Below are 22,176 nucleotides of genomic sequence, written 5' to 3'. Positions count from 1 at the left end.
ACACAATTTGGAACGTTTATTGCTTTTTATCCTTATAGTTTTTAAGGAGAAATTTTATGAATATAACTCAAACTTTAGAATCTTTAAGCATACAAACTCAAGATGACATATTATTTTGCGAGCTTCGCAATATCATAATAAAAAATTTCAGCAAAACTATCGCCAACAAAGGCAAGATCATATCATTTTACGAAGAGAGCGAAATACCACAAAGAAAGTGCTTTTTAAAGTTTATTAAAAAAATATATGAAAAAGAGACAAATGAAGAGCTAAACCTCTTTTTCGCGCAGTATAAAACTATAAAAATCAACTATGTTCAAAAAAATGCGGTTTCTAACATGTTTTTTGTAGATGTTGATTTTGTAAATGATGAGATTGTATTGCTACTTAATAATACACATAAAATTTTTGCCAACTATATTATGCAATGCTTTAAAGATAATGAAAACAAATTTGATGAAAAACAAAATATCTTACATGTTAAAATTAAAAACGAAAGTGATTTTGACGCTTTTAATACACTGTTCTCAAAAAAAGAGCATTTAAATTTCATCATACATTTCAATCTTGATAGTACAAAATTTGATACATTTAAACGAAATTTTAAAGTTCAAAAATCAAGTAAATTTGTAAATAGATTTTCAGCTCTTGCAGATCTTTTGGAGGACAACTTTGAGACTTTGGGCTGTGAAAAGGATAGCGACTTTGAGCAAATCAGACAAAGCTATCTTTCGCTGGTTAAAATTTATCATCCCGATCGTCATGCAAGCAAGCCTCAAAAAATTCAAAACGAATACCGTGAAAAATTTGAAAAGATACAAACCGCGTATGAAAGCCTTAAACCGCTTTTTAAAACGCAAGAAAACTTTGTCAGTGCTTGATAGCGTAAATTTTTTTACGCTCGCTAGAACTTCCGATATTTAACGACTTACGGTATTTTGTTATCGTTCGCCGCACTAATGGGATATTAAAATTAGCCTTTATAAGTTCTAAAATTTTAAGATCACTTAATGGCTTTTGTGGACTTTCTTTCTTTATAAGTTCAAGTAAAAATCCTTTTATAGCCTCATTTGAAACTTCCTCATCAAGCCCAGTAGCAAAAAACTTCTTAAGAGGGATCGTTCCACGCGAGCATTCTAGGTATTTATTTGCAATGGCACGCGATATAGTGGATGGGTTGCGACCAAGATCATCGGCTAAATTTTTAAGCTTCATCGGCTTTATGTCTCCACCAAAGAAATAATCATACTGATACTCGACTATCATTAGCCCTATCTTATAAAGCGTTGCTTTGCGCATCTCAAGCGCATCTATGAGTGCCCTAGCCTCTTTTATGCGGCTTGAGACAAATTCGTTTGCCTCATCAAGTCCTTGTGTATCTAATAAAATTTCAGGATAAAACCCGTCATTTACACTAACGCTAATGCCGTTATCATCTGTTTTTATGGCTATATCTGCAACGGCTGTTGCCACATCTTCTAGGTATTCTATAGCAGGAGGGTTTTTAAATTTTTTTATTAATTCAAGAGCCTCTTTGTAGCCCTTTAGTTTTGTCATCTGTTCAATATCTTCGAAATTTTCGATAATTTTTTTTACATTTTCGTAAATTTTAGCCTCACACTCCACCTCTTCAAGCTGAAACAAAAAGCTCTCTTTTAAGCTCTTAGCTCCAACTCCACTTGGCTCAAGATAGGCAAATCTAGCTCTAATACTCTCAACTTGCGCATCATCAAATTCCGATAAAATTTCATCATCATATTCAAAATACCCTTCATTATTTATGCATTCGATGATTTTATAAGCTATATTTTGAGACTTTAACGTTGGAAAAAGCGGTGGATTTATCTGTTCATAAAGCTTTTCATACAAACTTTGCTTTTGTATACTAGTAGCTTCAAGCGTATCTGAAATGGAATTTTTGCTTATTTCTTTAAAAAAATTTTTTTTAGAATTTACATGAGATGAATTTTGTTCTATGCTAGCAAACGGGTTGTTTTCGACAAACGGCTCAAGCGTCTCTTTTAGCTCGTCAAGGCTACTTTGAAGTATCGGAAGCCAACTACGAAGCGTTTGATTAAGCTTTAGTTTTGGCGATAGAGCTTGAGTTTGACGCAGCATTTTTACTCTAGAAGCTTAAATTCTTCACCAAGATAATGCGTGCGAACATTTTTATCGTTTGCAACCTCTTTTGCCGTGCCGCTTGCAAGCAAAGCACCGTCTTTAATAACGTATGCTCTATCGCAAATAGCCAACGTCTCACGCACGTTATGATCAGTTATAAGCACACCTATGCCTAAATTTTTAAGGTCACGAACTATACTTTGTATATCACTAACCGCGATAGGATCAACCCCTGCAAAAGGTTCATCAAGAAGAAGAAATTTAGGTGTTATCATAAGACTCCTGGCTATCTCGCATCGTCTTCTTTCGCCACCGCTTAGACTTACGCCTTTTCTTTGTCTGATGGGTTCGATGTTTAAGAGATTTAGCATTTCATTGACTTTTTGATCACAAACTTTAACCTCTTTGTATAAAATTTCCGCTCCTAAAAGCAAATTTTCCTCTACGCTTAAGTCTTTAAAGATGCTCGACTCTTGCGGTAAATACCCAATCCCCATTTGCGCTCGCTTATGAAGTGGAACATTTGTAACATCTTTATTGTCAAGCACAATAGTGCCACTTGTAGGGCTGATTAGACCGCATATCATGTAAAAAGTCGTAGTCTTACCGGCGCCGTTTGGACCAAGAAGTCCTACTACCTCTCCACTTTTTATATCTAGCGAAACGCCTTTTATGATGTTTGTCTTTTTTATGGTTTTCTTCAGTTCGTTTATCTGTAATTTATGCACTTTTTACCTCGTATATTCGCAGGTTTTCTTTGGTTTTTATGTTGATTATAGTATATGGAATTTTATAAATTTTTAGCATATTTTCGAGCTCTTCATCGCCCCACTCAACAAGATGTAGTCCATCTTCATACAAATTTTCAAAAAGTCCGTTTTTTACAAGACCGTTAACACCATTTTGATATATATCATAGTGAAAAATTTTTACATCGCCATCATAACTTTGCATGATCGAAAATGTAGGCGAAGTAACATTTTGCTTAACGCCGTGAAATTTAGCTATCTCTTGCACCAAAGTTGTCTTGCCGCTAGCAAGAGTTCCCCTAAGTAGCACCACACCATCTTTTGGCAGTGTTTTTACAAGCTTGATAAGCTCATCTTTGGCTAGTATAAATTCACGCATTAACCTGCCTTACATACTCTTCTTGTGCGCTTTTTGGGATACTTTTACCTGTCGGTATAGCCAGCACCTCATAACTTACTTCGCGGACAAGAAATTTTATGGTTATTTTATCGCCAACTTTGACATCTTTAGCAGGCTTTACAACTACTCCATTTATACTAACTACTCCGCTTTTACACATATCTTCGCTGATACTTCTGCGTTTTGTGATATTTACTACATTTAAAAATTTATCTATTCTCATGGGCTGGATTTTAACTAAAATTTGCTTATTTTCGCATAACACTAAATTTTTGTCTTTAAAATTTCGCTTAGTTGCCTTATAAATTCAGGGCTCGTCTGACAACATCCGCCGATCATCTTTGCGCCAAGCTCATGCCACTTTTGTATATGGCTTATCAGTCCGCTCTCATCAGGCTTTTCGCTCCATTTTTGAGTCTTGGCGTCATACACGGCGCCCGCATTTGTGTTCCGCCAGCCTTTTTTAAATTTGCAAGCAAAGCGTTAGCAAGAGTGTCACTTATGCAATTAAAGCCGTAGGCAAGCACGTTTGGAGTGCTTTCTAAAATTTTAACCACGTCTGTTGTGGCGTCGCCGCTAGCAAGCTCATTTTCATCTCTTGCCGTAAAACTTATCCAGCAAGGCACGTCCTTAAAATTTTGCTCTAAAAGCTTGCATATCGCCTCCGCCTCGCTTAAAAGCGGTATAGTCTCAACCGCCAGCATATCCGCCCCATCCTCTAAAACAGCCCTAATGCGTGGCTCGTGAAACGCCTTAAATTCACTCTTGCTTAGATTATAATCACCCCTATATTCGCTCCCGTCAGATAGATACGCACCGTATGGTCCGATACTTGCCGCCACAAGTGGAGTCTCCGTCGCCCCGCTCTCACGTATAAATTCATCCACCGCCTCGCGTGCTATAAGGCTTGTTTTTATGATTAAGCCATACGCCTCTTTTTTGCTAAACCCGGCCGCCATAAGGCCCGGAATCGTCGCTTGATAGCTTGCCGTCGTGATGATGTCGCTTCCGACTTTTAAATAATTTTTGTGAATTTGCTTGATAGCGTCCTGGTTTTGTGCGATATGCTTTGCCGACCAGAGCTTACCGCTGATGTCAAGCCCCATAGCTTCAAGCTGTGTGGCAAGCGCTCCGTCAAGCACCACTACGTCTTTTTTGGCTAATAAATCTTTAAATTTACTCATATCTTTTTATATCTCAAATAGTAATAAATATAGCAAAACGCCACGAAAGGAAGCCCGAAATATAGTCCCGGACGTTGCTCGGCGTCATAAGCGATACCTATGATCGAAACCGCAAGCAAGGCGATCGTAATATATGGCAAAACGGGCGAAAAAGGCACTCTAAATTTGAGATCCTCCACGCTTTTGCCGCTTTTTATCCACTCTTTTCTAAAATTTATCTGTGCAAACGGGATAGATAGCCACACGCCAACTACCGCAAAGCCCGCTATCGAAACAAGGGCTAAAAATACCGAATCCTCGGCGTATTTACTAGCAAATAGCGCTCCCACCGCACTTATCATCGACATCACAAGCGCTCTAACAGGCACTCCTCTATCGTCAATCTTCGCCACCCAAGGCCCGATTTGCCACTCGTTGCTAAGCGACCAAAGCATACGTGAGCTGGCATAAAGTCCCGAATTTCCCGCCGAAAGTATCGCTGTCAGGATGACAAAATTCATAATATCCGCCGCATACGGTATCCCCATCTTGTCAAAAACTACGACAAAAGGCGCTTCTAGTACGCCCGCCTCATTCATCGGAAGCAGTGAAGCTAAAACAATGATGGTTAACACAAAAAATATCACAAGCCTAAGCACCGTGGTATTTATAGCGCGAGGTATGTTTTTCTCTGGTTCAGCTGTCTCGCCAGCTGCAATGCCGATAAGCTCGGTGCCTGAAAAGGCGTAGTTTACCGCTAGCATCACGGTAGCCACAGCCAAAAAGCCGTTTGGAAAGGTTCTGTTGGCGGTGAGATTGGCAAAAAGCGGAGCCGAACTCGCCCCATCAAACGACACCACGCCAAATATCGCCCCAAGTCCAAGCGTGATGAACACGATGATCGCCATTACCTTAATGCCCACAAAAAAAGACTCAGTCTCTCCAAAAGCCCTTACGTTTAGCAAATTTATGACAAAAATTAGCCCCGCAAAAAATGTCGCAAAGACCCATACTGGCACTTCAGGAAACCACCTTTGCATAAGTATCGCCGCTCCCAAAAACTCGGTCCCAAGCGCTACCGTCCAGCACAGCCAGTAAAGCCACGTAACGGTAAATCCCGTAGCCGGAGAGATAAATTTCGTAGCATACGCACCAAATGAGCCAGTAACCGGCATCGCCGTGGCAAGCTCGCCAAGAGAGAGAGCATAACCAGATAGACGACCACCGCGCCCACAAGATAGCTGATGACAGCACCAAGCGGACCGGCCTGTGAAATGGTGTAGCCTGAGCTTAGAAACAGCCCCGTGCCGATAACTCCGCCAAGAGCTATCATAAATAGATGGCGTGAGTTTATCTTGCGCTTAAACTCGCCTTGATTTTGTAATTTGTGATTTTGCAACACGCTTCCTTTTGCTTAAATAAAATTTTAATTTTACTAAAATTTATCGTAAATTTAGTTAATTTAAATTTCAAATTTAATTAAATTTTTCAATTTTACCCATGTGATCCAAAATTTCGATATATTCCATCTTGGATCTATTATTTTTTGCTTAAAGTATTTATTTAAAATTAATCATTTTTAGATAAAATTAGCCATTTAATCTAAATAAGGAGAATGGGATGAAAAAAGAGGTTAAAAAGGTCGTTCTGGCTTACTCCGGCGGACTTGATACAAGTATAATTCTAAAATGGCTTCAAGATGAATATAATTGCGAAGTTGTAACATTTACGGCAGATATAGGTCAAGGAGAAGAGGTTGAGCCGGCTCGCAAAAAAGCTATAGCACTTGGAGTAAAACCTGAAAATATTTTTATAGAAGATCTAAGAGAAGAATTCGTAAAAGACTATGTATTTCCTATGTTTAGAGCAAACGCTATTTATGAGGGAGAGTATTTACTGGGAACTTCTATCGCTCGTCCGTTAATATCAAAAAGACAAGCAGAGATAGCAAAGCTAACCGGTGCTGACGGCATTAGCCACGGAGCAACAGGCAAAGGAAACGATCAAGTTCGTTTTGAGCTTGGGTACTACGCACTAAATCCTGATCTAACCATCATAGCGCCTTGGAGAGAATGGGACTTAAATAGTCGTGAAAAACTTCTTGCTTATGCAGAGAGAAATGGCATAGATATAAGTAAAAAACCAGGCAAAAGTCCATACTCAATGGACGCAAATTTACTTCACATAAGCTATGAGGGTTTAGTTCTTGAAAATCCCGCAAATGCTCCTGAAAAAGATATGTGGAGATGGACGGTTGATCCAAAAGATGCGCCAAACGAGAGTGAGATAATCACTATCGGCTACGAAAAAGGCGATCCTGTAAGCATAAACGGTAAAAAGCTAAGTCCTGCTGAAATTTTAACAGAGCTAAACCGTCTTGGGGCAAAACACGGCATAGGACGCCTTGATATAGCTGAAAACCGCTATGTGGGCATGAAAAGTCGCGGTTGCTATGAAACACCTGGCGGCACTATCATGTTAAAAGCCCATCGTGCGATAGAGAGCATAACTCTTGACAGAGGAGCGGCTCACCTAAAAGACGAGCTAATGCCACGCTATGCAGAGCTAATCTACAACGGTTTTTGGTTTAGCCCTGAACGTGCTATGCTACAAGCGGCGATAGATAAAAGCCAAGAGCATGTAAACGGTGAAGTAAGGGTTGAGCTTTATAAAGGAAATGTCATAATCCTTGGTCGTTCAAGCCAAAATGATAATTTGTTTAACGAAGCATATAGTACATTTGAAGAGGATAGCGTATATGATCAAAAAGATGCGGACGGCTTTATCAAGCTAAACGCTCTTCGCTTTATAATCGCTAGCAAAAACGGAAGAAAATTTTAAAATTTCAATCAATTAGCAAGCTTTATTTTGGCTTGCTAATCTTTTTTCAACCTCTCAATAAAATTTAAATCAAAGGTATAAAAATGAAAGTATTACTTATAAAAGACGTAAAAGGCTTAGGAAAAGCAGGTGAGATAAAAGAGGTAAAAGATGGATACGGCAACAACTTCTTGATAGGAAAAGGCTTTGCAAAAGCTGCAACTCCTGATGTATTACGCCAATACGAAGCAGCACAAAAAAGAAAAGCAGAAGAGCTAAAATACGAACTTGCAAATTTAGAAAAATTAAAAGATGAGTTAGCTAAAGTTACGGTAGTTATCAAAAAACAACTAGGTGCTAACGGCGCACTTTTTGGCTCTGTCTCCAAAGAAGAGATAGCTGAAGAGCTTGAAAAAACACATCATCTAATCGTTGATAAAAAATCAATCGAAATAGAAAAAAACCACCTAAAAGCGGTAGGAATTTATAATGTTCAAGTAAAACTAGGACACGCGATAAGTGCCGATTTAAAGGTTGACGTTCAAGGAGAGTAAGTGTTTCACGCAACAACGATCTTAGCCTATAAAGGCAAAAATAAATCAGTAATAGGCGGTGATGGTCAAGTAAGTTTTGGCAACACTGTATTAAAGGGAAATGCCGTTAAGATCAGAAAGATAAAAGACGGTAAAGTTTTGGCGGGCTTTGCAGGAAGTACCGCCGATGCGTTTAACCTTTTTGATATGTTTGAAGAAAATTTAGAGCAAGCAAAAGGGGATCTCTTAAAGGCTGTTATAAATTTTAGCAAAGCATGGAGAAAAGATAAGTATCTACGCAAATTAGAAGCTATGATGTTGGTTCTTAACCGTGATAAAATTTTCTTACTTAGCGGGACCGGCGATGTAGTTGAGCCTGAAGACGGAAAGATAGCTGCGATAGGCAGTGGCGGCAACTACGCACTTTCTGCTGCTCGCGCACTTGATAGGCTAGCCACCGACATAGATGAAGAGGTGCTCGTAAAAGAGAGTCTTACTATCGCGGGAGAAATTTGCATATATACAAATACAAATATAAAAACCTATGTCTTAGAGGATGATAAATAATGAATATGACACCAAGACAGATAGTTGAATTTTTAGATGATTATGTTATAGGGCAAAAAAATGCCAAAAAGATCATCGCTATCGCACTTCGCAATCGCTACCGAAGGATGAAACTAGAAAAAGCTATGCAAGATGACATAGTTCCTAAAAATATCCTAATGATAGGCTCAACCGGTGTTGGCAAAACTGAGATCGCAAGACGCCTGTCAAAGATGATGGGACTTCCTTTTATAAAAGTTGAAGCTAGCAAATACACTGAAGTAGGCTTTGTCGGACGTGATGTTGAAAGCATGGTTAGAGATCTTGCGATGGCAGCTTTTAACCTAGTAAAATCAGAACACATCGAAAAAAACCAAGCTAAAATTTCAGAATACATCGAAGATAAAATAATCAAAAAACTACTTCCACCTTTACCAAAAGGCGTTAGCGAAGAAAAAATAGCAGATTATGAGCGAAGTTATGAAAAAATGCTAACAAAGCTTAGAAATGGCGACTTAGATGACCTTAATATCGAGATCGAAGTCATGCAGCCAACAATGAGCGAGAATTCAAACATCCCGCCCGATATGGCTCAAATGCAAGAAAGCTTCATAAAAATAATCGGCATGACAAATAAACCGACTAAAAAAGAGATGAAAGTCAAAGATGCAAGAAAGGCTCTTGAGGCAGAGGCAAATGATAAAATTTTAAATACCGAAAACATCAAAACTGAGGCTTTAAGAAGAGCACAAGATGAAGGCATTATATTTATCGACGAGATAGATAAAGTAGCTGTAAGCTCCGGAAATTCAGGCAGACAAGACCCGAGCAAAGAGGGTGTTCAGCGTGACTTACTTCCGATAGTGGAAGGCTCTTCGGTATCTACAAAATTTGGAAATTTAAAGACGGATCATATTTTATTTATCGCAGCCGGCGCCTTTCATGTAAGTAAACCAAGCGATCTTATACCGGAGCTTCAGGGTCGTTTTCCGCTTAGAGTCGAGCTAAATAGTCTTGACGAAGATGCACTTTATCAAATTTTAACCCAACCTAAAAACTCCCTTCTAAAACAATACATCGCCCTGCTTAAAACAGAAAATGTCGAGCTTGAATTTAGCGATGAAGCCATACGCGAGATCGCCAAAATAGCACAAGCGGCAAATGAAAAGATGGAAGATATCGGAGCGAGAAGACTTCATACAGTTATCGAGCGCGTTATAGAAGATATTAGCTTTGAAGCAAGCGAGAAAAACGGAGAAAAGATCGTTATAGATAAAGAGCTAGTTAGTCAAAGACTAAGCGATGTCATAGAAAATCAAGACATAGCAAGATACATACTATAAAGGATAAATTTGAAATCAGGGTTTGTTAGCATAATCGGTCGCACAAATGCAGGTAAAAGCTCAATGTTAAATGCATTGCTAAATGAAAAAATAGCTATTGTTTCGCACAAACAAAACGCCACTCGCAGAAAAATAAGCGGCATCGTAATGAACGGCGATGATCAGATAATTTTTACCGATACGCCCGGGCTTCATAAGAGCGAAAAGCTAATGAATAAACTAATGGTAAACGAAGCGATAAAGGCGATGGGCGATTGCGATGCTCTTGTTTTTATCGCCTCCATCCATGATGATTTAAGCGATTATCAAACATTTTTAGCTCTAAATCCAACCAAACCTCACATTGTAGTACTTAGTAAGGTTGATGAGGTAAATAATCAAAAAGTGCTTCAAAAAATGAGCCAATACCAGCCTTACGCTAGCCATTTTAGCGCCCTTTTGCCATTTAGCACAAAACAACAAACTTACAAAAAACCTCTTTTAGATGAAATTTGCAAGCTTTTACCTGAACATGAGTATTTTTATGATCCTGAATTTATAACAAATACAAACGAAAAGGGAATTTTTAAAGACTTCATTCTTGAAGCTATTTATGAAAATTTAAGTGACGAGATCCCCTATTCCAGTGATGTTTTAATAGATAAAGTAAAAGAAAAAGATGATATAACAGAAATTTATGCAACGATTATCACAGAACGCGAGATACACAAGTCAATGATAATAGGTAAAAACGGCGAAACTATAAAACGCATAGGCATAAACGCAAGAAAGCTTATATCAAATTTGACGGGTCGCAAAATTTTCATAAAAATAGTCGTTTTAGTGAAAAAAGGATGGAGTAAAGACGAAAAAATACTTAAAAAAATAAATAACTATTGATTTTTTATTTTGAATACATTAGAATACAAACAAGTAACAAATGAGGCATGAATGATAAAGATAAGAAATAACGTTGAAAAGTCTATTATTACAATCGATCCATATAAAAAAGATGCATTTAAATTTATAGGGAACGAAGTCGGGGCTTTAGATGTTTCAAGATCAATTTCTAAAGAAAATTTCTTTATCTCATATCTTAAATTTAAAAATTTAATCACCACAACTATAAGCATTTCTCGCGAAACAAGTGAAGAAGAGCTTTCAAATATCATCTCTATTAAAACTTACGAAGAGCTTTCTCTTGATGCGACGATTGACTATAAAATAGTCTTTATAGAGTCTCAAGCGCAAACAGAAGATAGGCTTTTTAGCGTATTTGTCATAGCAGACGACACGATAGATAAGATATTTAAAGACATAATGGCGAAAATTCCATACATAGACTACCTATCTATCGCCCCTCTTCTATACAGCTCACTTTATAAAAAAGGCTTTTTGACTGTTTTAGATGTTGCTTGTTTTATATGTCTTCAAAAAGATGACGCGTTTTTAGCTGTTTACTCAGGAGGCGAATACCTAACCTCGCGCCCTCTTCGCTATAATCTAAGCTCTATTAAAGATAGGTACAGCGAACTAAAAGGCGAACGCATAAGCGAAGAGGCTTTTTATGAAAAACTTAACACAAACGGCATTTGTATGGATACCGAAAGTGAAAATTTTGATCCTGAGTTAAATGATGTTTTAGAAGACTGTTTTTTTTACATTAATGACGCTATAAATATAATAAACAGGGTATATTTTGTAAATATTCACAACATCTTTATCGACTCTGAGATCGGTAGAATTCCTGGGCTTGAGAACTTCGTTCAAAATAAAATCGGTCTTAAAACAGCAACTCTAAGTACAAACATCTCAATAAACAGCAAAGACTACGACCTAAGTCAACAGCACAATATGATGGCTCTGATTGCAAGGCTGACCAAAGAAGAGGATTATCAGGCAGAATTTAACTTCTCGTCATTTTTAAGACCCCAACCGTTTACAAAACGAACGAGCGGTAAATTTATCCTTTCATGTGGCGCAGCTTCACTACTTGCGGTCGCGTATCCTGCGTATAATTACCTTGGAGGGTATTATTTAGAGCAAAGCATACCTGCTCTAACGCAAGAGCTAATTGACCTCAAAAACGAGTCAAACAGGATAAGGATTAGCCTTGCGGGACTTCAAAAAGAAAAAGAGCAAATGCAAGATATGCTTGTTAAAGATAGACAAAAGCTTGAATTTAGAGAAAACTTACTAACTCAAATCAGCGATAAAAAAACGAATACGCCATGAAAGGGATAAATATATTTGAAATTTCGCAGATCATAAATCAAAATAAAGTTAAAGTTTCAAATATATTTGGCAAAGATAGAAATATGACTTTTGCGGTTCAAAGCAATGACGAGAAAAATATAACAGAGCTAATAAAACAGATCGCACAAACGGCAAAATACTCCATAAACACAAAACGCATAGATTTTAATAAAGCCCAAAATGTCTATGAAAGCAATGTAAGCGTAGAGATAAGATAATGAAACAAGATATATTAAGCAGGATTGATGAGTATTTTGAGCAAAAGAGCCAAAATGAGCGCTACATATTATCTTTTGGTGTTATAGCTGTTATAGCGTATCTTTTGTATATTTTCTCATTTGATGCATCTGAGCGATTTTACAATGAGCAAAGTATGCAATACGAACAAATTTCAAAAGAACTTAAGGTTGTGCAAGACTACTTAAAGTCTGTTAGCTCTCCAAACGGCGATCAAAATTTTAAGATAAAAGAGCAAAGCAAAGAGCTAGAAGCACTTAAAAAAACACATGAAGAACTTTTAGGCTTTAACAACTACTTTGACGACAAACTAAAAGAGCTTTCGTTTTTGCTTTTTAACGATCAAAATTGGGCAACTTTTTTAGATAGGATAGTAATACTAGCAAAAGAGAATAATATTAAAATTTTAGAACTCAACAATGAATTTAAAAACCCCAGTTACCAAAAAGTAGAGCAAATTTTAAACATAAACGTAAAACTTTTAGGAAGCTATCAAAATATGCTCAACTATATAAATTCACTAGAAGAATCAGAGCTCGTAGTCGATCTTCATAAGATCGATATAAACGCCACTCAAAAAGAGCTAGGCGCTAATATCGCAATATCTATTTGGGGTATGAAATACTAATGAAATCTATATTTATTACGATAATCCTATCATCTTTATGCTCTTTGCTTGGGGCAGATGTCCAAGATAAAAAGATAAAATATGATGGAATGTTTTCTCAGATCAGACAACAAAGAGAAGGTATAAGCAAGCATGAAATTTTAAATAGCAAAAGCCCTTTTAAAGAGGTTGCAAGAGATGAAAATTTAACAGTGATATCGCCAGAAACCTTAAATACAGCAAGCTCATTTACATTACAAGCTGTTATGCAAGATAGAGTCAAGATGGATGGCTCTTGGTATAAACTTGGCGATACAATAGGCGAATACAAAATAACCAAGATCACAAATACAAGCGCCATTTTAAAAAGAGGCGATGAAAAACAAGAAATCAAAATTCAAAACGGAAAGAAAAATGTCTATATTAAAATCAACTAAATTTAAAATTTTTACATTATCTATAATTTTATTTACAAGTATTTGTTCTGCACAAGCTAGCTGCTTGGGCAAGAAATTTAACATGAAAATCCTAGAAGAAACTCCACTTATTGACGTGCTTACTCAGCTATCTGACATGTGCGAGTTTAGCATCATAGCTAAAGACACACTTAGCAAACAAGAACTAAGAGAGTCAACACATGGCGTAAATATAAAAAACATGTCGCTAAATGAGGTCTTTAACCTACTTTTACATGAAAAAAATTTAAGCTATGAATTTTCGAACAACGTGCTTAAAATTTCATCTCTTCAAACAAAAATATTTAAGCTTGACTATATAACCTCGGTTAGAGAAGGCACAGCTATAACAAAAGCTTCCGTTGACTCAGCCCCTGTAGAAGTGGGAGAAAGTAGCGGCTCTTCGCAGTCTTTAAACGATAGTCAATCTGCTGACAACCTTATTAAAACAACAGAAAAATTTGACTTTTGGGAAAAGCTTGACGCTGAGCTAAAGGCCATACTAAATAACACTAGCGAGCACATCATCGCACCTGATCCTATTATTAACCAAAACGCAGGACTTATCACGATAACTGGAACACCATCTCAGATAAAACGCGTTCAAACCTATATAGACGAGATGCAAAAACGCCTAAAAAAGCAAGTAATCATTGATGTTTCGATAATTGCCGTCGATCTTAAAAACGAGTATAAAAAGGGGGTTGATTGGAGTAAATTTGAACTTGGCTTTAACTCATACATAGGCAACAATCCAAGCAATGGAGCATCCGGTGCAGGCTGGACAAACCGTGGCAATGGACTAAGTGCCGGTTTTGGTCAGACACTAAACATCGCTGCAAATTTAAATTTCAGTCTTGACGGTATAATAAATTTCCTAGAAACCAACGGTAGAACAAAAGTTATATCAAGCCCGAAAGTAACAACTCTAAACAACCAGCAAGCCCTTATCTCGGTCGGCGATAATGTAAATTACAGGGTTATGGAAGAAACCAGCAACAACAACGTAAATAGCGACAGGACAACTGTTACTTATAAGCAATACTCTGTATTTATAGGAATTTTGCTAAATTTACTTCCTGAAGTATCGGATAATAACAAAATCATGCTTCGTGTAAACCCATCTTTAAGCACATTTAAATACTCAGAAGATGACACAAGAACACAAAATTCTACCATTAGAGAGATAGCTCCTGATACAATACAAAAGAAACTCTCAACTGTAGTTCATGTAAATAGTGGCGACACGATAGTTCTTGGCGGACTTATCGGTCAAACAAAAGGCAAAGATAACAGCAAAGTACCGATCCTATCAAGCATACCTCTTATAGGTAACGCTTTTAAAAGCACGAAAGATGTATCAAAAACAACCGAGCTTATATTTGTGATAACGCCAAGAGTGGTTGATCTAAACGATCCAGCTCCGATATCACAATCCTTAAAAGATTTAGGTTTTTCAAAGACATTATATGAGCAATAACATTTATGCGGATTTAAAAGAAATTTTTATAAACGAAGATGATATTAATAGCTTTGTAAATTTAGACAAAACTATATCTTGTTACAACAAGATCATCTCTGTGATCAAAAAACCGCTTAAGCTTGTATTGTTTTATGGAAAACCTGGCACCGGAAAGACATTTTTATTAAATAAAATCGTAAAAGATCTTGGTGATAACCAAAAGCAAGTTATATTTTTCTCATACCCTTTTTTTAGCGAAACAAGTTTCGTAAACGCACTTTGTGATGAAATTTTTACCGATAAAAAAGAAAACATAAACAACTTTGAAGAGCTAATACAAGAGTATGGAAAAAAATTTGCAAATAAAAAAGAAATTTTAGAAAATCAAATCGTAATAATCCTAGACGAAGCCCAACTCTATCCACAAGAGTTGATTGAAAAAATTAGGCTAATGGCTGACAGCAGGTATTTTAAATTTATCTTCACCATCCACAAAACAAGCGAAGAAGATGTTATCGTAAAGGATTATTTTCAAACTAGAATTTGGGAGAGTATAGAACTAAAAAGTGCTGATCTAAATGAGGTCATCACATATATACTTAAAAAAATTTCCATGAAAAATTTAGAAAAATACCTGAATTTTAGTGACGCCGACTTTGCTCTCATATACGATCTTTGCGAAGGAAATTTAAGAACGTTAAATAAACTTTTGTATAAATTTTACGAAATTTGCGAATACTACGAAAAAAACGAACCGTCAGTTTTGGCCGCAAAAGAACAAAATCAAAAAATTTTAATTATGTCTGCAATAGATACTGGACTTATAAATGCTTAGCACACAAGAGATAAGAGAGCTTGAAAAACATTATGAAGCCTATATAGCAAGCAAAAAGCCAAAAATTTCAAATCAAACAAAACTAATAATAATCTTAATCCTAGCTACCGTTTTGGCTACAAGCGGCTTTTATGCACTTAATACCAAACAAAATGATCAAAAACCAGACACCATCTCAAGTGTTATAAACGAAAGTAAGCAAAAAAGCATAAATGCAAAAGAGAGATTTGAAGAAAAACTTAAAGAAGAAGAGCTTATAAGCAAAGTAGCAAACAAACTAGAAGAAAATCTAAGACATCACAATGCTTCAGGTGATAAAATTTTAGACATCAAGCCTAGTGACACTAAAAACGAAAGTAAAACCGCACCACAAGGCTGGTTAAAGCTTAAAGTCATCTCAAGTAGTGATGATGCCGACAACACCCCTCTTCCTAAAAACCAAATTTTAGACTTTGACGAGAATGTGGCCAAAGAGCAACCAAAAACACAAAAATCAAAAATAGACATACAAATAATACCTCCAAAAGACGAACTCTCATCTTTAAAAGAGTCCTTTGCTGCAACAAACAACCAAAGCTACGCCCTTGAGGTAGCTAGGATAAATTTTAAAAATAAAAACTACAACGAAGCTATAAAATGGGCATTAACAGCAAACGAGATAGACAGCAACACAGAAGAGTCGTGGGTGATATTTGCTAAGTCAAAGTATTACACAGGTAATAAAAATGACGCCATAAAGGCTCTAAAAGAGTATAATAAAAAGCAAAACAAAGCCACGATAGATGTATTAATTAAAAAGATAGAAAGTGGTTCGTTATGAAAAAAATTTTACTTATATTACTAACCGTGATTAATCTTTTTGCCATAAACCAACAAGAGATAGAAGAGTGGTTTAGTAACGGTGAATACAGAAAAGTTTGCTCAAACCAAGTTGAAAATTTCTTCAAAAAAATATCAGATGAGTCAATAATGAGTATATATGGCATATCTTGCCTTAATATACATGAACTAAACAGGCTAGCTTCGCCTATGTTTAAGCTGGTAAAAACAAAAGAAGCACGCGAGAATGCGGCGTATTTTGCGGATATTTTGTTTAAAAAAAAGCTTCTCTATCACGCACTTATCGACAATGTAGACATAAGCTATATTAGACTTCCAAAGAGTGATTATATACTATCTTTTATCTTTGATAAATTTGTAAAAAAAGAATACATCTTAGATGGTGACGAGTATATATTTAAGGAAAAAAACTCAAGCACGCACTATACGCTTAACGTCCTAAAAGAGTCGCAAACAAATAAAATAATCCTAAAAACATTCAAAGACGACGAATTAAAATCACAAATAGAGTATTGGTAATGAACATAACTGAAAATATCATCTTAAAAACGCTAGAACAAAACTCAAAACTAACAATAGAGCAAGTAGAAAATATACAAAATTTAAAGACTCAAACGAACAAAACTCTGCTTGAAATTCTTTATGAAAATGAATTTATAACACAAAAAGAGATAGATGAAACCTTGGGTGATCTTTATAGACGCGGTCGCATAAACATCACTGAAACAACAAAAGACCTCGAAATAGATATAAAGAAATTTCTAAAATATATCGCGCTTCGCTTTAAACTTACGTATTTTAACCTTGACGATATAGACATAGACTATAGAATTTGCGAACGCATAAACACAAGTCAATTAAAAAGCTACGAAGCTCTTCCGATAAAAGAGGACGAGATAAATATCTATGTGGCGTTCAAAAATCCATTTGACGTTATGACTCAAGATAGGGTTCAAAATTTATTTAACAGAAAACTACTAAAAGTAGTCGTTGCAGACCCAACACAGATAGAAAAATACACAAACAAACTTGCTTTAAACGAAAGCATAAAAGACATCATTGCCGAGATAAGAAAAGAGCTTTCAAGCTCAGCCAGCGGTGCTTCAAATACCGAGAGTTCCGGAATTTTAAAACTTATCGAAGTTATTTTAAAAACAGCTATACAAAGTCGAGCAAGCGATATCCACATAGAGCCGACTGAAACAAACTGCATAGTAAGAAGCAGGATAGACGGCATACTTAGTGAGACGTTTATATTTGATAAAGACATTTACCCGCCTATTGTAAGTAGAATGAAACTGCTTTCAAACATGGACATAGCAGAGCGTAGAAAACCACAAGACGGACGCTTTTCAGCTCAAATTTTAGACAAAGAGTATGATTTTCGTATCTCAACCCTTCCTATCCTAAATGGCGAAAGCGTGGTTTTACGTATCCTTGATAAGTCAAAGGTTATTATAAATTTAGAAAACTTGGGCATGCATCCAAAAAATTTCGATAAATTTAAAAAAGCCATGAAAGCCCCTTATGGCATAGTTTTAGTTACGGGACCGACCGGTTCCGGTAAAACGACAACGCTATATGGCGCATTAAGCGATATAAAGAGCATAAAGACAAAGATCATAACAGTCGAGGACCCGGTTGAATATCAATTAAACATGATACAGCAAGTTCATGTAAATGAAAAAACAGGCATGACCTTTGTTACTGCACTTCGTTCTATCTTACGTCAAGACCCGGATATCATAATGATAGGCGAGATCCGCGATCAAGAAACACTTCGCATAGCTATACAAGCAGCTCTTACCGGTCACCTTGTTTTTTCCACTTTGCATACAAATGATGCCATAAGTGCCATACCAAGAATGATAGACATGGGTATAGAGCCTTATCTAGTAAGCGGTGCACTCATATGTATCGAGGCTCAAAGACTTGTAAGAAAGCTCTGTCCTCACTGCAAGCAAGCCATAACTTTACCAAAAGATACATTTGAAGAGCTAAAACAATATATCCCTCAAGAGTATCAATTTTACTCAAGTACAGGCTGCCAACAATGCTCACAAACCGGCTATCTAGGTAGAGAGATGATAAGCGAAATTCTACCTATCACGGATACCATACAAAGCTTGGTTGCAAATGGTGCAAATAAAGACGAAATAAGAAGCGTAGCTTATCAAGAGGGCTTTATAGATATGTTTCATGACGGCATTATACGTGCAGCAAACGGTGTCACAACGATAGAAGAAGTTTACAGGGTTGCTAAGATATGAAACTATTTGAAGTAGAATACATCCAAAACAGCAGAAGACAGAAAATGACCCTTAAGGCAAATAGCACAAGTGAAGCTAGAAGTCTTGCTGCAAAAAACAACAAAGGCATGATAGTAAAGATCGGCGAGACAAAAACTCTTCCACTTTTAGAACAGATGGAAGATGTTAAAGATAAATTTTCTAAATACTTCTCCTCCACAAAGGTTAAAGTGCCAAATTTGGTTGCCGTAGTAAGCCAGCTAAGTGTCATGGCAAACGCCGGAATTTCTATCCACGACAGCATAAAAGAGATCGCAACTTCAACTAACGATAAAAAACTAAAAGAAATTTTTACATCCATAAACGAGGATCTAAACCAAGGTGCAAGCCTAACATCTTCAGTAGAAAGTTTCAAACATGAGCTAGGTGATGTAACTATAGCCATGATAAGACTTGGCGAAAACACAGGAAACATGGCTGACTCTTTAAAAAAACTTGCAAATATCTTACAAGAAGTTTGGGATAACCAACAAAAATTTAAAAAGGCTATACGCTATCCGGTTACCGTGATATGCGCTATCATTGTTGCCTTTACGGTCATGATGCTTATGGTAGTTCCTCAGTTTAGAGAAATTTTTGAGCAACTTAACGCCCAGCTTCCTGTGCCTACTAGAATTTTACTAGGCATAGAATACGCCATGAATAACTACGGTTTTTACATCATCGCCTTACTTATTGCCGTTGGTATATTTGCAAAGAAATTTTATGATAAAAGCGAAGAATTCAGAACAAAATTAGACAAATACCTACTTAAAGTTTATTTGATAGGCAAGATAATATTTTATGCCAACATGAGCAGGTTTAATCTTATATTCACAGAGCTTGTTCGTGCGGGAATTCCTATCGCAGAAGCACTTGATACGGCAAATATAACAGTATCAAATATCGCCATAAGAGAAAAGCTAGCCGGAGTTAAAATTTTAGTCGGCAGAGGAGTAAGCCTAACAGAAGCTTTTAAGGAGACAGGGCTTTATGAAAATATGCTTATACAAATGATAAACGCCGGAGAGCAAAGCGGCAGTATAGACAGCATGTTAGAAAAGATAGCTGACTATTATAAGGCAAAATTTAGCGACATAATCGACAACATCTCAAGCTATATCGAGCCTATTTTGCTTGTGTTTATAGCCGGTATGGTTATTTTACTCGCACTTGGCATTTTTATGCCTATGTGGGACTTGGCACAAGCCGTAAAAAATTAAAAGTTATGTTATACTATTAATTGTATTGCATGAGAAGGAGTATAAAATGCTTACAAACAATGAACATGAAGTTGATGTAAATGCTTTTTTAGTATCCAAAACAGACACAAAAGGCAAAATAACTTATTGTAACGAGCCTTTTTTGGAGATTGTAGGTGCTAAGCAAAAAGAACTTTTGGGAAAACCGCACAATATCGTCCGTCATCCCGATATGCCACGTGTTGTTTTTAAAATCCTATGGGAACATATCCAAGAAAAAAGAGAAGTTTTTGCCTATGTTAAAAACAAAAGCTTTGATGGTGGATTTTACTGGGTGTTTGCCAATGTCACCGCTTCACTTGACGCAGGCAATAAAATCGTAGGTTACTACTCCGTAAGAAGAAAACCTAACAAAAAAGCTATCAAAATTATAGAACCGCTTTACAAAGAGCTACTTGAAATAGAAAAACGCGGCGGTATCGAGGCTTCATTTAAGGCTTTGAATGAAATTTTAAACGAAAAAAAAGTTACGTATAATGAATTTATAAATAATTTACAAAGGCTTTGATATGTTTTTTAATAAAAAAATGGAAAATTATGATGAAATTTTAGATGTTATCAAGTCTGCTAGAAATGGTATTTTAGAGCCTCGCATAATAAACATAAACCCAAATCATCCTTTAAGAGAGATAGCCCTTGGCATAAACGACCTGCTTGATCAAGTAGAAGCACTTCAAAGAGAAATTTCCACATGTATAAATTCAGCTCAAAGCGGTATAACATATAGAAATATCTTTACCGAAGGTTTTCGCGGCACTTTTCAAACAAATGCCCTTTCTATGAGTGCAGGAGTTGACGGTATAAAAGCCGGTCAAAAAGGCAAAGTTAGAGGCATACTTTCAGAGAAATTTGACAAGCTTGGCAACGGCAACCAAGGCATGCAAGAGGTTCAAGTGGATCTAAACGAAAGCATAGATAACCTAGAAACAATGACATCCATAGCAAACGAAACAGCTAAAAATGCAAATGAAACACTAGTTAGCTTAAGCGAGTTAAATGAGCAAATGAACTCACTTGACGGACTTATAAACAACTCAAATCACGCCATCCATACTCTAAGCACAAGAACAGATGACATATCATCTGTTGTAAATTTAATTAAAGATATAGCAGAGCAAACAAATCTGCTTGCTCTTAATGCAGCCATCGAAGCAGCACGTGCCGGCGAGCATGGACGAGGCTTTGCAGTTGTTGCCGATGAGGTTAAAAAACTAGCCGAAAATACACAAAAGGCAACAAGCGAGATAGGTATAAACATCCAAACATTGCAGCAAGAGGCAAGAGATATACACTCAAATTCACAAGAGATCGACAGGATAGCAAAAGCTGCAAGAGCTAGCATGCAAGAGTTTGAGCAAACACTTTATAAATTTAACCAAGATGCGCAAACTACGGCTTCTACGTCAAGATATGTAGTAGATAAAACATTTAGCATAATAGCAAAAATAACACAAATCGTATACAAAACAACGGCTTATTCTGATGTTATAAACGAGAGAAAACATACTGAAGAAGAGATACTAAAAACAGGAGAGGATCTTCTTGGATGGTATGAGAATGAATGCGCTCAAAAATTTTCTAAAACCACCTCTTATGCAAAAATAAGACCTTTGATAGAGGATTTTAACTCTTTAATCTCTACAAATTTAACAGAGGCAAAAGAAGGATACAATGCTTCGAATTTAGAAGTTTTTGCAGATAGATTTAGTAAGTTAGAAAAAATAAGTAGCGAAATTTTTAGACTATACAACGAAATGAACCAAGAAAATAGAAAATAAGGCTAGAAAACTAGCCTTATTTGATTATGACAAAAGCCTTTTTGCAACTTCGCTTATACGTTTTGCTTCGGCTTTTGCCCCTATTTGCTCTTTAGCATCTTTCATTACACTGCCAAGATCTTTAACACTACTAGCACCAAGCTTTACTATGATGGTTTTTATCACTGCTTCAAGCTCATCATCGCTTAATTGTTGCGGTAGGTATTTTGATATTACCTCTATCTCTTCTTGCTCTTTTTTAGCAAGCTCCTCGCGAGCACCTTTTATATATAGCTCTATAGAGTCTTGTCTTTTCTTGATCTCTTTTTGAAGTATCGGTAGCACTACTTCGTCGGTCATTTCTATACGATTGTCGACTTCGACTTGTTTTATAGCAGCATTTATAGTGCGCAACGTATCTCTTAAAAATTCATTTTTAGCCTTCATGGCCTCTTTGATATCAGATAAAATTTCTTCTCTTATGCTCATGATCTTCCTTTATAAAATTTATCCCGAAATAATA

The 22,176-nt window shown here is 36.5% G+C and carries 25 protein-coding genes and 2 pseudogenes; 18 read left to right on the top strand and 9 right to left on the bottom strand.

Going from position 1 to position 22,176, the window contains the following annotated elements; genetic code table 11:
• Positions 1-56 precede the first annotated feature (56 nt).
• Positions 57-881 carry an adenylosuccinate lyase gene (locus tag CCAL5182_RS07425; protein ID WP_336610662.1) on the top strand — a complete coding sequence of 275 codons (825 nt, stop codon included), beginning with the start codon at positions 57-59 and terminating at the stop codon, positions 879-881.
• Here the strand turns inward: CCAL5182_RS07425 and CCAL5182_RS07420 are convergent.
• The 8 genes and pseudogenes from CCAL5182_RS07420 to CCAL5182_RS07385 form a co-directional block, all read right to left on the bottom strand.
• On the bottom strand, positions 871-2,118 hold the full coding sequence (locus CCAL5182_RS07420; protein ID WP_336610661.1) for an RNA polymerase factor sigma-54: 1,248 nt from the start codon (positions 2,116-2,118) through the stop codon (positions 871-873). The genes CCAL5182_RS07425 and CCAL5182_RS07420 overlap by 11 nt on opposite strands.
• A gap of 2 nt (positions 2,119-2,120) precedes the next feature.
• A complete protein-coding gene (gene lptB / locus CCAL5182_RS07415; protein ID WP_336610660.1) occupies positions 2,121-2,849 on the bottom strand; it encodes an LPS export ABC transporter ATP-binding protein in 729 nt (242 codons plus the stop codon).
• Positions 2,842-3,249 carry a tRNA (adenosine(37)-N6)-threonylcarbamoyltransferase complex ATPase subunit type 1 TsaE gene (tsaE, locus tag CCAL5182_RS07410; protein WP_336610659.1) on the bottom strand — a complete coding sequence of 136 codons (408 nt, stop codon included), beginning with the start codon at positions 3,247-3,249 and terminating at the stop codon, positions 2,842-2,844. Before tsaE ends, lptB begins: the two co-directional genes overlap by 8 nt.
• Positions 3,242-3,493 (bottom strand): RNA-binding S4 domain-containing protein, encoded by a 252-nt coding sequence (locus tag CCAL5182_RS07405; protein ID WP_336610658.1) that lies wholly within the window; start codon positions 3,491-3,493, stop codon positions 3,242-3,244. Before CCAL5182_RS07405 ends, tsaE begins: the two co-directional genes overlap by 8 nt.
• A 41-nt stretch (positions 3,494-3,534) precedes the next feature.
• A complete protein-coding gene (locus CCAL5182_RS07400) occupies positions 3,535-3,702 on the bottom strand; it encodes a homocysteine S-methyltransferase family protein (protein ID WP_336610657.1) in 168 nt (55 codons plus the stop codon).
• Complete coding sequence (gene mmuM / locus CCAL5182_RS07395; RefSeq protein WP_336610656.1) at positions 3,648-4,454, bottom strand: homocysteine S-methyltransferase; 807 nt, start codon at positions 4,452-4,454, stop codon at positions 3,648-3,650. The genes CCAL5182_RS07400 and mmuM overlap by 55 nt, the downstream gene beginning before the upstream one ends.
• Positions 4,451-5,626 (bottom strand): annotated as a pseudogene (locus tag CCAL5182_RS07390) (amino acid permease); the annotation flags it as partial. The gene mmuM and the pseudogene CCAL5182_RS07390, both read right to left, overlap by 4 nt.
• Positions 5,509-5,766 carry a hypothetical protein gene (locus CCAL5182_RS07385; protein WP_336610669.1) on the bottom strand — a complete coding sequence of 86 codons (258 nt, stop codon included), beginning with the start codon at positions 5,764-5,766 and terminating at the stop codon, positions 5,509-5,511. The pseudogene CCAL5182_RS07390 and the gene CCAL5182_RS07385, both read right to left, overlap by 118 nt.
• Before the next feature lie 287 nt (positions 5,767-6,053).
• Between CCAL5182_RS07385 and CCAL5182_RS07380 the strand changes: the two genes are divergently transcribed.
• From CCAL5182_RS07380 to CCAL5182_RS09070, 17 genes and pseudogenes are all read left to right on the top strand, one after another.
• Complete coding sequence (locus CCAL5182_RS07380) at positions 6,054-7,274, top strand: argininosuccinate synthase (RefSeq protein ID WP_336610654.1); 1,221 nt, start codon at positions 6,054-6,056, stop codon at positions 7,272-7,274.
• Between the two features lie 83 nt (positions 7,275-7,357).
• On the top strand, positions 7,358-7,807 hold the full coding sequence (gene rplI, locus CCAL5182_RS07375) for a 50S ribosomal protein L9 (protein ID WP_169935799.1): 450 nt from the start codon (positions 7,358-7,360) through the stop codon (positions 7,805-7,807).
• Positions 7,808-8,353 (top strand): ATP-dependent protease subunit HslV, encoded by a 546-nt coding sequence (gene hslV, locus CCAL5182_RS07370; protein ID WP_169935797.1) that lies wholly within the window; start codon positions 7,808-7,810, stop codon positions 8,351-8,353.
• Positions 8,353-9,675 carry an HslU--HslV peptidase ATPase subunit gene (gene hslU, locus CCAL5182_RS07365; protein ID WP_169971692.1) on the top strand — a complete coding sequence of 441 codons (1,323 nt, stop codon included), beginning with the start codon at positions 8,353-8,355 and terminating at the stop codon, positions 9,673-9,675. Before hslV ends, hslU begins: the two co-directional genes overlap by 1 nt.
• 9 nt (positions 9,676-9,684) lie before the next feature.
• Complete coding sequence (gene era, locus CCAL5182_RS07360) at positions 9,685-10,554, top strand: GTPase Era (protein WP_336610653.1); 870 nt, start codon at positions 9,685-9,687, stop codon at positions 10,552-10,554.
• 51 nt (positions 10,555-10,605) lie between these two features.
• Positions 10,606-11,889 carry a C4-dicarboxylate ABC transporter gene (locus CCAL5182_RS07355; RefSeq protein ID WP_336610652.1) on the top strand — a complete coding sequence of 428 codons (1,284 nt, stop codon included), beginning with the start codon at positions 10,606-10,608 and terminating at the stop codon, positions 11,887-11,889.
• Entirely contained in the window at positions 11,886-12,128 is a 243-nt protein-coding gene (locus CCAL5182_RS07350) for a hypothetical protein (protein WP_336610651.1), read from the top strand. Before CCAL5182_RS07355 ends, CCAL5182_RS07350 begins: the two co-directional genes overlap by 4 nt.
• Complete coding sequence (gene pilO, locus CCAL5182_RS07345; RefSeq protein WP_336610650.1) at positions 12,128-12,775, top strand: type 4a pilus biogenesis protein PilO; 648 nt, start codon at positions 12,128-12,130, stop codon at positions 12,773-12,775. Before CCAL5182_RS07350 ends, pilO begins: the two co-directional genes overlap by 1 nt.
• Positions 12,775-13,191, top strand: a complete 417-nt coding sequence (locus CCAL5182_RS07340) for a hypothetical protein (protein ID WP_336610649.1) — start codon at positions 12,775-12,777, stop codon at positions 13,189-13,191. The genes pilO and CCAL5182_RS07340 overlap by 1 nt, the downstream gene beginning before the upstream one ends.
• Entirely contained in the window at positions 13,169-14,689 is a 1,521-nt protein-coding gene (gene mshL, locus CCAL5182_RS07335) for a pilus (MSHA type) biogenesis protein MshL (RefSeq protein WP_336610648.1), read from the top strand. The genes CCAL5182_RS07340 and mshL overlap by 23 nt, the downstream gene beginning before the upstream one ends.
• Complete coding sequence (locus CCAL5182_RS07330) at positions 14,679-15,506, top strand: ATP-binding protein (protein ID WP_336610647.1); 828 nt, start codon at positions 14,679-14,681, stop codon at positions 15,504-15,506. Before mshL ends, CCAL5182_RS07330 begins: the two co-directional genes overlap by 11 nt.
• Complete coding sequence (locus tag CCAL5182_RS07325; protein WP_336610646.1) at positions 15,499-16,326, top strand: CDC27 family protein; 828 nt, start codon at positions 15,499-15,501, stop codon at positions 16,324-16,326. The genes CCAL5182_RS07330 and CCAL5182_RS07325 overlap by 8 nt, the downstream gene beginning before the upstream one ends.
• Positions 16,323-16,865: a hypothetical protein gene (locus CCAL5182_RS07320; RefSeq protein WP_169971684.1), complete on the top strand. Its 543-nt coding sequence runs from the start codon at positions 16,323-16,325 to the stop codon at positions 16,863-16,865. Before CCAL5182_RS07325 ends, CCAL5182_RS07320 begins: the two co-directional genes overlap by 4 nt.
• Positions 16,865-18,616, top strand: a complete 1,752-nt coding sequence (locus CCAL5182_RS07315) for a GspE/PulE family protein (RefSeq protein WP_169971683.1) — start codon at positions 16,865-16,867, stop codon at positions 18,614-18,616. Before CCAL5182_RS07320 ends, CCAL5182_RS07315 begins: the two co-directional genes overlap by 1 nt.
• The gene (locus tag CCAL5182_RS07310) at positions 18,613-19,857 is read left to right on the top strand and encodes a type II secretion system F family protein (RefSeq protein WP_336610645.1); all 1,245 of its coding nucleotides are present in this window, start codon (positions 18,613-18,615) and stop codon (positions 19,855-19,857) included. The genes CCAL5182_RS07315 and CCAL5182_RS07310 overlap by 4 nt, the downstream gene beginning before the upstream one ends.
• 46 nt (positions 19,858-19,903) lie before the next feature.
• Entirely contained in the window at positions 19,904-20,404 is a 501-nt protein-coding gene (locus tag CCAL5182_RS07305; RefSeq protein WP_336610644.1) for a PAS domain-containing protein, read from the top strand.
• Positions 20,405-20,957: 553 nt separating this feature from the next.
• Positions 20,958-21,674: pseudogene (locus CCAL5182_RS09070) on the top strand (methyl-accepting chemotaxis protein); the annotation flags it as partial.
• Positions 21,675-21,698: 24 nt separating this feature from the next.
• Here CCAL5182_RS09070 and CCAL5182_RS07295 read toward each other — a convergent pair.
• Positions 21,699-22,142: a GatB/YqeY domain-containing protein gene (locus CCAL5182_RS07295; RefSeq protein ID WP_336610642.1), complete on the bottom strand. Its 444-nt coding sequence runs from the start codon at positions 22,140-22,142 to the stop codon at positions 21,699-21,701.
• Between the last annotated feature and the right edge of the window lie 34 nt (positions 22,143-22,176).

It is taken from the genome of Campylobacter sp. 7477a (assembly GCF_014892335.1).
In the GTDB taxonomy this organism is placed as follows: Bacteria; Campylobacterota; Campylobacteria; order Campylobacterales; family Campylobacteraceae; genus Campylobacter_A; species Campylobacter_A californiensis.
The sequence above is the reverse complement of the archived record's forward strand: the minus strand, read 5'-3'. Positions and strand labels throughout refer to the sequence as shown.

Bases quoted from the DNA above. Each gene is read 5' to 3' on its own strand.
- CCAL5182_RS07425 (WP_336610662.1), top strand. From the start codon at position 57: ATGAATATAACTCAAACTTTAGAATCTTTAAGCATACAAACTCAAGAT.
- CCAL5182_RS07420 (WP_336610661.1), bottom strand. From the start codon at position 2,118: ATGCTGCGTCAAACTCAAGCTCTATCGCCAAAACTAAAGCTTAATCAA.
- tsaE (WP_336610659.1), bottom strand. From the start codon at position 3,249: ATGCGTGAATTTATACTAGCCAAAGATGAGCTTATCAAGCTTGTAAAA.
- CCAL5182_RS07405 (WP_336610658.1), bottom strand. From the start codon at position 3,493: ATGAGAATAGATAAATTTTTAAATGTAGTAAATATCACAAAACGCAGA.
- mmuM (WP_336610656.1), bottom strand. From the start codon at position 4,454: ATGAGTAAATTTAAAGATTTATTAGCCAAAAAAGACGTAGTGGTGCTT.
- CCAL5182_RS07385 (WP_336610669.1), bottom strand. From the start codon at position 5,766: ATGATAGCTCTTGGCGGAGTTATCGGCACGGGGCTGTTTCTAAGCTCA.
- CCAL5182_RS07380 (WP_336610654.1), top strand. From the start codon at position 6,054: ATGAAAAAAGAGGTTAAAAAGGTCGTTCTGGCTTACTCCGGCGGACTT.
- rplI (WP_169935799.1), top strand. From the start codon at position 7,358: ATGAAAGTATTACTTATAAAAGACGTAAAAGGCTTAGGAAAAGCAGGT.
- hslU (WP_169971692.1), top strand. From the start codon at position 8,353: ATGAATATGACACCAAGACAGATAGTTGAATTTTTAGATGATTATGTT.
- CCAL5182_RS07355 (WP_336610652.1), top strand. From the start codon at position 10,606: ATGATAAAGATAAGAAATAACGTTGAAAAGTCTATTATTACAATCGAT.
- CCAL5182_RS07350 (WP_336610651.1), top strand. From the start codon at position 11,886: ATGAAAGGGATAAATATATTTGAAATTTCGCAGATCATAAATCAAAAT.
- pilO (WP_336610650.1), top strand. From the start codon at position 12,128: ATGAAACAAGATATATTAAGCAGGATTGATGAGTATTTTGAGCAAAAG.
- CCAL5182_RS07340 (WP_336610649.1), top strand. From the start codon at position 12,775: ATGAAATCTATATTTATTACGATAATCCTATCATCTTTATGCTCTTTG.
- mshL (WP_336610648.1), top strand. From the start codon at position 13,169: ATGTCTATATTAAAATCAACTAAATTTAAAATTTTTACATTATCTATA.
- CCAL5182_RS07330 (WP_336610647.1), top strand. From the start codon at position 14,679: ATGAGCAATAACATTTATGCGGATTTAAAAGAAATTTTTATAAACGAA.
- CCAL5182_RS07325 (WP_336610646.1), top strand. From the start codon at position 15,499: ATGCTTAGCACACAAGAGATAAGAGAGCTTGAAAAACATTATGAAGCC.
- CCAL5182_RS07320 (WP_169971684.1), top strand. From the start codon at position 16,323: ATGAAAAAAATTTTACTTATATTACTAACCGTGATTAATCTTTTTGCC.
- CCAL5182_RS07315 (WP_169971683.1), top strand. From the start codon at position 16,865: ATGAACATAACTGAAAATATCATCTTAAAAACGCTAGAACAAAACTCA.
- CCAL5182_RS07310 (WP_336610645.1), top strand. From the start codon at position 18,613: ATGAAACTATTTGAAGTAGAATACATCCAAAACAGCAGAAGACAGAAA.
- CCAL5182_RS07305 (WP_336610644.1), top strand. From the start codon at position 19,904: ATGCTTACAAACAATGAACATGAAGTTGATGTAAATGCTTTTTTAGTA.
- CCAL5182_RS07295 (WP_336610642.1), bottom strand. From the start codon at position 22,142: ATGAGCATAAGAGAAGAAATTTTATCTGATATCAAAGAGGCCATGAAG.